The organism is Nonomuraea montanisoli (assembly GCF_013363975.1).
GTDB lineage: Bacteria > Actinomycetota > Actinomycetes > Streptosporangiales > Streptosporangiaceae > Nonomuraea > Nonomuraea montanisoli.
The window spans coordinates 1-313 of the sequence record NZ_JABWGN010000061.1; the positions used below are offsets into that span (position 1 = coordinate 1).

Genomic DNA, 313 nt, shown 5'->3' on the forward strand with positions numbered 1-313 from the left:
CGAGCTGTACGACGATCCCGAGCTGATCAGGCGCTGCCCGTACCTGCCCGTGCTCAAGGAGAGCATCCTCGCCGCCAAGCTCCGGCCGGCGAGTCCCACCTACAACCAGCTGAGCCTGGTGATCGCCAGCTCGGTCGCCAAGGCCATCAGCCCTCCCTTCACCGAGTCCGCCGACGACGTCGCGGCCTCGATGAGATCCGAACTTGAAGAGATCATCAGAACCCCGTGAGGAAGTCATGGCAAAAGCCAGCGCAGCAGTCATCCTGGCCGGGCTCGCGGTAGCCGTCGCCGCCTGCGGCAACGCGCCGACGAC

General features: G+C 66.1%; 1 pseudogene. It reads left to right on the top strand.

The features are described 5' to 3' along the window. A pseudogene (locus HTZ77_RS44975) lies at window positions 1–229 on the top strand (ABC transporter substrate-binding protein); the annotation flags it as partial. Window positions 230–313: the final 84 nt, after the last annotated feature.